General features: G+C 38.0%; 1 protein-coding gene. It reads left to right on the top strand.

The window, feature by feature from the left end; translation table 11 throughout:
- Positions 1 to 10: 10 nt before the first annotated feature.
- Positions 11 to 445 (top strand): transposase (locus FHP04_RS14440; protein ID WP_262710124.1); only part of this gene is annotated, 435 nt, incomplete at its 3' end.

The following is a 445-nucleotide window of genomic DNA, read 5'->3' as shown; positions in this document are numbered from 1 at the left end:
TACACTTGATATGGCAAACTCAATGAAGACCATATGTAAAAAATGCTTCCCAAGAGCAATGCAGGTTACCGACCGTTTTCACGTACAAAAACTTGCGTTAGAGGCACTTCAGGACATCAGGATAAAACACCGATGGGATGCTATAGACCTAGAGAATCAACAAATAAAACAGGCAAGAGCAAAAAACAAAACATGGGAACCAAAACAATATAGTAATGGAGATACAAGAAAGCAACTATTGGCCAGAAGTAGGTACTTACTATATAAAGCCCCATCTAACTGGACTGATAACCAATGCCACAGAAGTAAGATATTATTCAGTCAATACCCTGATATAAAAATTGCCTTTGACTTGGTCCAAGGGCTTAGAAATATATTCAACACGGCAACATCCATAGAAACAGCTTATACAAAACTGGCCCATTGGTACAAAGATGTAGAAAAC

The sequence above is a fragment of the Aequorivita sinensis genome, assembly GCF_006346335.1.
GTDB lineage: Bacteria > Bacteroidota > Bacteroidia > Flavobacteriales > Flavobacteriaceae > Aequorivita > Aequorivita sinensis.
This window is presented reverse-complemented; position numbering and strand designations above follow the sequence as displayed.